Below are 8,443 nucleotides of genomic sequence, written 5' to 3'. Positions count from 1 at the left end.
AGTTTGTTATGTGCTGTTTGAGAAAAAAAATTAAATTTAAACCCGTCCTAAAGAAGGGAAGTCTTCATAACGATCAGCTAAGCACTGTCGGCTTAGCCTTTCAAATATTTCAAAAGTATCTTATCCAGATGCCCTTTGCAAATAACTAAATAAGCCGATTGGGCTTAGCATCTGTTATCGGCTTTTTCTTCGTTCAGTGTGATATTCATCTGTCTATTGTTAGAATAATTTCAACACTCATGCGGACGATGTATCGGTTGTTTCATTAAACCTTTTTTGAGGTTATATACTTATTTGCGAAATCAATAACAGATTGCTTAGTATAGGTTGTGTTTTCCAAGAATTCCTTTCTCCACTTCTTGATATCCTGTCTTAATTCCCAAAAATCAAGTTGAAGGAATGATTCAAGTTCGGTTCTTGTGACGCTACACTCGTACACTCTTTTTTCTTCTCTCCAATTAGTGGATTCGTCTTGCTTATTGGCGGGAATTCGAATTGTAACTTTTGATAGCTCAGCAAAATCTCTAAAGATTCTGGCACTTTCCTTAATCGAATTCTTAAAAGCATAGAACTCTGTATTCGCAAAACCTTCCTTGAAAGTGATCAACCTTTTAGCGTAGCTCGAATTAACCTCATCAAATTGACTCCAATTCTCTTTTAGACGTTTGAAAAACTCAAACTTTGATAATCTTAAATTTAAAATTTTCTGATTAATGATTTCGTCAACATCAACTTCAAGTAGAGCTAATTCTTCGATTTTGACAATTTCAAGCTTAAGGTTTTTTACGGATGCTCTGTTAATTGCAGCTTGAGAATATCCATCATTGGTAATCATTATTCCAATATTAGCATTTAAATCTTCCAGCATTCCAAGAAAACTTTCAACAGCTTTTACGTCAATCTTCTTTGAGTAATATTTGCAATCAACTACACCTAGAATTTTGTTGCCAGCCAATTCACCTCTGATTGAGATATCAATTTGCCTATCAGTTTTGCTAAAGATTCCGAAAATAGAATCATCAAACGTTATTGAGCAACCTGGGAATTTTTGTCCTAGGTTATTAAAAATTTGCTTTTCATAGTTTCTCCAATCTTTGTCGCTACTCAATGTTTTTTCCACTTGTAATTTGTTCAGCTATTTGTAGTTCTTTATCGTATCTTCAATGACTTGATTTAAGTTTATTCCCACTCCTGCTAAATTTGGTTTTAATTCCAAATACTTATTTACAAACTTTAGAGTGGAAAGAATTAAATTTTTCTTCTTTTCTTTCAACTCAAATTGTTCAGCTCCCAGTTGCTCTAGTCTCTGTTCCAATTCATTGTTGCTAATTGCAGAAATGACGAGTTTAAAAAGCTCAGTCGCTAATTGATTTTGAGGAGAATCTTTAACATCAAATTCGCGAGTTATTGGAATAACATAAACTTGTCCAGATGTTGAATGCAAAGCCCCTTCAGACACTATTAAAGAGACAGATTCATGAAACAGTCCCTCTAAAATTCCAAACAAGTTACTCTCACAATGTTGGCTCAAAAATTCGTAGAGTTCTTGATCATATGAACCTGATGAACCTCCTCTTACAATAAGGTTATTAGAACCAATTTGCTCAGCAATCGCATGGAAGTTTTCATTCAACCATTTACCAAATTGATCTTTAGGGTCTGCAACATACGCATAGTAGTTGAAACCCTTTGATGGCACATTAAGCAATGTTGATACATGCATTCCCATAATCTTCTTATTTATTGCCGATAACGCTCTGGCTATGCACCGTGGCGTGTTTAAGTTCGTATTTCGTTTCGTTTATCTAAGTAGCGAATTCTTTGAATTCGCATAGTAATTTCTTTTTTCACACTAGGCGAATTCAGAGAATTCGCGGGGCTTGTAAATAACCACAGACCTTTCGTGCCCCACTGACACGACATGGTGTCATAGGTGATGTTAGCGTTTTTTTATTTTTTCATCCACTCTTCCCAATTAGCTGGCTCACCTTGTTTTGTACCAATGCGATTAAAAAGAATAGTTGATTTATGATAATTATCATCACGCCATGTAATTAAGAGTTCTTTTTTAATTTCACCTTGCTTGAATACTATAGAGGAAGGATGGTAGATACCCCAATAATCAGGGGCATCTGGTTCACCGAGTAAGAAGTTGAATTTAAAATTAGCTATGTAGAAGGAAATCCCCTTTAACTCTCCATTAGCTTCAAACGGGACAAATGAAAAGCTCCTATATTTTTGAGTTTTCTTGTTTCCTTCCATATCAAAATATAAGCCCCATCCAGAAGGGAAAGGCCGACCTTCATACAATATCTCATTGTAGATTGATTTCAATTCGAGCTTAGATTTTTCCCCGTTCCTATGAAATTGTTGAGAAGCGATGAATGCACAAACCGTTTTTAACATCCATCTCTCTAAGTTCTCACCTGCGATTATTTTAAAATCAGTTGAAGGTTGTTCGGAATTAAAATCTTCGTCAAATTCAACAATAGCTCGGTAAAAATATGCTATTTCTACATCAAAAGGAGAGAGCGATTCATTATGATGCTTACAGAGGATTTTCGAAACCATAGATTTTCTGGAAAGCAAATCATACGATTGTTTTTCCTGCCATGGTAATCCAAATATTTTAACTGTATTATTTTCTTCAAAATCGGCTAGTAAATTATTGCTTAAATAGTGTTCCCTTGTAATCTGAGAATCACAATCATTAAGTGTATTAGCATAGCATCTAGAATGTTGATAGCCTGATTTAGGTTGTCGAGAAGTTAAAATGGTTGGTTCCTTTAACCAACGATGACCTTTATGACAACATTTCTTCGTTTTTAAAGTACTTCCACATGGACATGGTGTATTTCTATCGGGTTTCATTATCTAATTAAGTCAGGGTAGTTGTCTTTTATTACTTCAACGATTTCTTTACTAACAGTTTCACTAATTACTCCGCCCGCTAATGTTGATAGAAAAAAAATGAAAATAGAACCACCCAAATATCTGAATTTCAGATAATCACAGGTATATTCTTAAAATCATATGCAAATCCATTGAGTAACCAGTGATATATATTAATGTCTGAGTGATTTCAGTTTGTTATATCACTCGCCTTTATACAATCATAGTAAATCTGCTGCGATTGAAAATCAGATCTCTGTCTTAGAAGTAATATTGGCAATGAATTATAGACACTAAAATTCCCCAATACTTCTTTATATGTAACAATTGTATGCCAATCGTATACCCAAATAAATGGTTGTATAACAGCCTTCCCAAAAGTTTGAACTACCTCCGCATCAGTATATCGCTTATCAAAAGCTTTATTTTCAATCCTATGTGAAAGTATCTCACTGAGTCCCTCTTCGCTTTCTATCTTCTTATGATCAAGATTAATATTTAAAATATCTACCAAAACCTTCCTGTTAAGAGTTTTATCAAACAATAGTAAATCACTGTCTTTACTTCTTTTTCCCAGATGCCTCTCATGTTTAAATTCTAGCTGTAGAAGTTTAAAATGATCATAATTTTCAAGTATATAGTTTGTACTCAAAAGCTCTCCTACCTTATCAAGATATTTTGCATCATTTAATCTAAAAAGCCCGTCCATTTGACCTTTTAATTGATTAGTTGAAATGCTATTTTGGCTTAAAATATCAAGAAGCTTTTGTACTTCACCATTTAATTGTCCCAAAAGAGAATGAGCTACTTTTAATTCTCTAGCACTGCCAATTCTGTTATCAATTACTCTTGCAAAAAGATCATAAAATGTGGTTGAATAAGTAGTAGTGGGTTTTGAAAGAAGCTTATTATTTCTTTCCTTGAATTGTCTATTAATTTTAGTCTCCGCAGATTCATTTAAGTAAACCTCAGCAAGAGCCGGATAATGAATTTTCAAATGTGATGACCATTCGATTGATAGATCATCATTATTTGTGCTAACTCCTCCTACTCCTTTCATATTTTCTAAGCTTTTCATTTTCCACTTTTGAACCTAATATCCTAATTTATTCAACTGAATTACAGGCAGTCACCCGATCGTAAACATTTAAAAACGACAAAAATCGGGTATAACAAGCATTCTTAAAGCTAGCTAATGTTTCACATCTTTGTCAATACCCAACCTTGGGTATATTGAGAGGAATAAGGTGACAAAAGAGAAATTCTGCTAAAGATTGAGGAGATCCCGGATCAAGCATTACTTATCTATTTCTACAAAATCAGATATTTGAAAATCCCCGTATCCTGTGGAGAATTTTGAATCCTTCGTTGGAAAACCAAAATGATGGCATTCATGAAGAACTATGAATTGTGCGAGGTTCTTAATGATGTCACTCATATTTGTGAGAATTTCATTAAATACTTTTTGCAGTTCCATTTCATCACTGTAATCAAAGGCCTTAATCATAATGTCACCATCTTTTATATGAACCATGGATCCGATAGCAGAACCAAAATTATTTAGATGAACAACCTCGTCACGCAATGGGTTAAGGTAAGTCTGTATAAATTGATTGAAAGTCTTTTTAGAATATTTCATAAACTTATTCAGAACTTGACTATGAAATTCTTTGCCTCTTTCAATGACTTTTCCTTCAACAAGACTTTTACAGCTGAAAAGAAAAGCATCAAAGTCGAAAAATATATTATCAGGTATAGCGGTTATAAACTCTTTTGTGCTAAAATCAGGATGCTTGCTTAACTTGTCATTAATTGATTCTAAATTCATAACAAAGTTCTCTGCATAATACATTGTCCGCTTGGTATACCTGCAGTAATTATATTTAAGTTGGTCAATAGTTGCTAGCTGGTGTTCCTTTGGATGATTAGGACAACTCAGGACAAAGCTTTGAACAAAAATTGACAATCCGATATTGTATCTAATTAACTCCTTTGCTTCCAAGATATATTTGTTTGCAGCTGACATCTTTGTAACAGTATACTTACTATTCTTATAAAGAACTATTTACAACTTAACATCTGATCAACAACCTGTATTTAAAGCTTTACCAACAGCACAATCTACTTTCCGAAAGTCATCTCCACGTTGGTGTGCGAAATTTAAAGTTAACCCTTATCAAACGACTTTGTCAATACCCAACCTTGGGTATATTGATATGAAAAGTCAGTAAAATTCAGGCAACCCATAAGAGAAAATCGAACAACTTAATTCTTTGAATTACAGTTGATTACACTTAAACTAAGAATGAGCAATGTTTTAGAGGGGAAATTATCGAAAGAGAAACAAGATACAATCAACTGATTATCAATTATTTAAAATACAAAAAGCCGATTATCATGCGATAATCGGCTTTTCGTAGCCCCTCGGGGACAAATATCGAACCTTTTACTGTCTGATTTGGCTGCAATCGAGGTTTTTGAAAAGTTGGCATGGTAGTATAAGTGATTTTAGAACAACGCTTCGTATATGACGTTTTAGCTGATATCAGGAAGCTATGTATTATACAGTTTGTTGGCCACAGTAATTCTTTTATTTGTTGTTGATGCCCCTGTTCTAAATTTGTACCGTCTCAAATATTTCCTCTTTCCATTAATGCGATGATAGTAGTTTATAGGTATATGAAATAAGTCAACACATTTTTTTAAAGTATGGCTTAGGTTTCGTTTATTCATTTTCGATTTGTCAGCCATGTTTATTACATGATAAAACGCAGGCCAAAATAAAGCAGCTTTATCAAAATGCAGGTCGATTGGGGTCCCTATAACAGATCGGGCATCATTATTAGCGATAGCAACTGTCGCAATATTTCTGTTTCCACCTTTGCATGCAGATAGAAAAACTCTTTTATCCTTTACCTTACCTTTTAACATCTCAGAAATTTCCAAATTTGTGATTTCGTCACCATTTATTTCAAAACCTTCAAAATCTGCATGACAAGAAAAATGTAAATAGCGAAACTTGGACTCCTGAAACTCTTCTAATGCCCTTTCAAAGTCTTCCTTAGAATAGACTTCTCTATATACATTGTCGATTATAGATAATTCAAGAATCTGAGATAAATTTTCACCGTCGAAATAGTCGTCTTTTCTCAAAGATTCAATAATAAAAACACCATACTTGGATCGCTTCTTTCTCATAGATTCCAATCTGCTACATACATATAAATTCTTTGAAATTCGCTAGGCAGAAGTATAAGTACCTACTAACGATTTCTTGATAACGGCTAGTGTATTGTGTATATTCCGATACGTAGGTACTATGCACCTTTTCCCACCCTCTTATCATGATTGATATTTCGATTTTAAAAGTGATACATCTAATCTATTAAATTTCGTTTTGAGGCCTTTTAATATATTGTTTTCAGATTCTGGTGTCCAATAAATTTTTAGAGAATCTCTAGCCCTAGTAATGGCGGTATAAAAAATATTATGAGATATCATTTCTTCAACCTCATTGGTGATTACAATTTTTACGGAGCTAAATTCTAGTCCTTGAGCCTTATGTATTGAAACCGCATAGGCCACTTGAAAAGGAACTATTGTATTACTTGCAGTGTCATCTTCATCTGTATCTGGATATTTGTTTACCAGAAATCTGACAACTGAATTGCCAGATTCAGAATCATCAAGTAATTCCAAATCGTAAAATTGAGTATCCATTCCATTTAATACAGAGTCTATTTCAACGTCGAATTGAATTTGATCACCAAGTATTTTAATATCAATGATTTTGCCTTTTAGGTTATTGTAAAGTAATCCACTAAATCTATCATTTTCGTTGAAAAGTATAGGGTCATTTACTTTGTAAGCGTCAATACCCCATTCAAAGGAGGTGTTAGGGTTACTGGCTTGCAAAAATCTATTGATGTTATTAATTCCATACAATCCATCATAGTTCAGGCATAAAATTATTTCATCGTGTAATCACCTCCGAAAATAGGACAGTGTGAAAGTAGAAAAATCGACTTAAATTGAACTGTTTTATTGAGTTCCTTTGCGCTATACCGATTAGAAATAGCTTTCTGAAATGGGTTTCCGGCTCATGACAATTCTTGTGCTTTTATTACATTTGTTGCCTGCTAACAAGAAAAACACAACCGCAGTTGATAATAATGGCAACTTTTTCAAAAGTATAAAATTTAACACAATTCAAGCAACTGTAGCAGCGAAAATTTCCTATTCCCGTGCAAAAAAATATCTCAAGAGAAACTTGCCAAAAAAATTCAGGAGCTGACTGGTGAAACATGTGGTAGGCATGCCATATCCAGATTTGAAAACTCTCGCAGAAAATTACTCATCAACTATGTACCGGCACTGGCGCAAATTTTTGGTATTACCACGGATGAAGTATTTTTCAGTGTGAATGAATTAAAGAGAACTGATAAAAACCAAATTGGCACCTAGGTCGCAGATTACCCGGAGCTTGCTACAACAAACTCTAAAGAGGCCGCCAACAAAGCATTGGAGACATTGCTACATGTCAAAAATGAAGTGCAGGTTTTATAAAGAGCAGCTTTGTAAATGTGAAGAGGAACTGGAAAAGAAAAGTACAAAGGTTAAAAAGTACGCTGCATCATCCAAAACGTTGAACAAACTGAACCAAAATGAAGACGAACGAAAATAGGTAGCCAAAATTACTACCTCTAATTGTATTATTACGTTATGTATTCACCCCCTTAAAACAGACAGTTTGAAAGTAGAAAAATCGACCTAAACTTGAACTGTATTTATGAAAAAGGAAAATTCACCCTCCGGCATTCATAATATTGAGCATGTATCCGGAGCAACTTGTCAAATTTTTGGGTAAGTTAATGGCTCAAAACGACCCTTTGATAATGTTTTTTATTATTAAGATATCATTATATTACAATAAAGCCACTGCCAATTGTTAAAAATTTATTTTACTTATGGTTGGCTGTTAATTAGTTTGTAATGCAAGGCCATGTAAGTCTAACTGATTCATTACCAGCGTAACTTTACCCAAAAGTACAATTGGATGATCGTATAGGAAACAATTATGTTTGTGACGGGTCTTATTCAATTGTCTGATGACCTTAAAATCAACCAAAACCATTTAAATTCAAAAACAATGAAAATCAAAAAAGTTGTATTGATTGCCATGCTTGGCATGTTTGGACTAACCTTTACCGCATGCCAGGAAGAAGAAATAGTACCCGGCACCGATAATGTACTTAACACCGAAGGTGCGAATGAAGGACATGATGAAGGGCCAGAAGAGTTTTAATACTTGGTCATTGAGTCAAGCTGGCAAAATTGATTATTTCTAATGCGCGTAAGTTTTGCTAAGTATATGCCCCTAGATTATTTTAATAATACCGGCATCTTTGTCGGTATTATTGATTATCATTTTCAACCTATAATCCATCCTAATGTTATGCCGAGACTAATCACTCTGGCGGTTTGTAGCATGCTGTTTTTTACAGCATGTACCCAGGAAGATATATATACCCACGACCCAGCCAAACTTGAA

9 protein-coding genes are annotated in these 8,443 nt (G+C 34.1%); 2 read left to right on the top strand and 7 right to left on the bottom strand.

Going from position 1 to position 8,443, the window contains the following annotated elements:
- Positions 1 to 265: 265 nt before the first annotated feature.
- From JMN32_RS15005 to JMN32_RS14975, 7 genes are all read right to left on the bottom strand, one after another.
- A complete protein-coding gene (locus JMN32_RS15005) occupies positions 266 to 1,120 on the bottom strand; it encodes a restriction endonuclease (RefSeq protein ID WP_202857167.1) in 855 nt (284 codons plus the stop codon).
- Positions 1,121 to 1,135: 15 nt separating this feature from the next.
- Positions 1,136 to 1,723, bottom strand: coding sequence for a hypothetical protein (locus JMN32_RS15000; protein WP_202857166.1), 588 nt, complete (start codon positions 1,721 to 1,723; stop codon positions 1,136 to 1,138).
- A gap of 227 nt (positions 1,724 to 1,950) precedes the next feature.
- Entirely contained in the window at positions 1,951 to 2,871 is a 921-nt protein-coding gene (locus JMN32_RS14995; protein ID WP_202857165.1) for a YecA family protein, read from the bottom strand.
- 211 nt (positions 2,872 to 3,082) lie between these two features.
- Positions 3,083 to 3,970 (bottom strand): hypothetical protein, encoded by an 888-nt coding sequence (locus JMN32_RS14990; protein ID WP_202857164.1) that lies wholly within the window; start codon positions 3,968 to 3,970, stop codon positions 3,083 to 3,085.
- A gap of 219 nt (positions 3,971 to 4,189) precedes the next feature.
- Positions 4,190 to 4,918, bottom strand: coding sequence for a hypothetical protein (locus JMN32_RS14985; RefSeq protein ID WP_202857163.1), 729 nt, complete (start codon positions 4,916 to 4,918; stop codon positions 4,190 to 4,192).
- A gap of 527 nt (positions 4,919 to 5,445) precedes the next feature.
- Positions 5,446 to 6,090: a CHAT domain-containing protein gene (locus JMN32_RS14980; RefSeq protein WP_202857162.1), complete on the bottom strand. Its 645-nt coding sequence runs from the start codon at positions 6,088 to 6,090 to the stop codon at positions 5,446 to 5,448.
- A 144-nt stretch (positions 6,091 to 6,234) separates the two neighbouring features.
- Entirely contained in the window at positions 6,235 to 6,837 is a 603-nt protein-coding gene (locus tag JMN32_RS14975) for an ATP-binding domain-containing protein (RefSeq protein WP_202857161.1), read from the bottom strand.
- A gap of 1,204 nt (positions 6,838 to 8,041) precedes the next feature.
- Between JMN32_RS14975 and JMN32_RS14970 the strand changes: the two genes are divergently transcribed.
- Together JMN32_RS14970 and JMN32_RS27365 are read left to right on the top strand one after the other, a co-directional pair.
- Positions 8,042 to 8,197 (top strand): hypothetical protein, encoded by a 156-nt coding sequence (locus JMN32_RS14970; RefSeq protein WP_202857160.1) that lies wholly within the window; start codon positions 8,042 to 8,044, stop codon positions 8,195 to 8,197.
- Positions 8,198 to 8,239: 42 nt separating this feature from the next.
- The coding region (locus JMN32_RS27365) for a hypothetical protein (RefSeq protein ID WP_238354491.1) at positions 8,240 to 8,443 on the top strand (204 nt) is incomplete at its 3' end.

It is taken from the genome of Fulvivirga marina (assembly GCF_016775155.1).
Lineage (GTDB): Bacteria > Bacteroidota > Bacteroidia > Cytophagales > Cyclobacteriaceae > Fulvivirga > Fulvivirga marina.
The sequence above is the reverse complement of the archived record's forward strand: the minus strand, read 5'-3'. Positions and strand labels throughout refer to the sequence as shown.

Coding starts and splice junctions, on each gene's coding strand:
- JMN32_RS14970 (WP_202857160.1), top strand. CDS start 8,042: ATGAAAATCAAAAAAGTTGTATTGATTGCCATGCTTGGCATGTTTGGA.
- JMN32_RS14995 (WP_202857165.1), bottom strand. CDS start 2,871: ATGAAACCCGATAGAAATACACCATGTCCATGTGGAAGTACTTTAAAA.
- JMN32_RS15000 (WP_202857166.1), bottom strand. CDS start 1,723: ATGCATGTATCAACATTGCTTAATGTGCCATCAAAGGGTTTCAACTAC.
- JMN32_RS14980 (WP_202857162.1), bottom strand. CDS start 6,090: ATGAGAAAGAAGCGATCCAAGTATGGTGTTTTTATTATTGAATCTTTG.
- JMN32_RS14990 (WP_202857164.1), bottom strand. CDS start 3,970: ATGAAAAGCTTAGAAAATATGAAAGGAGTAGGAGGAGTTAGCACAAAT.
- JMN32_RS14985 (WP_202857163.1), bottom strand. CDS start 4,918: ATGTCAGCTGCAAACAAATATATCTTGGAAGCAAAGGAGTTAATTAGA.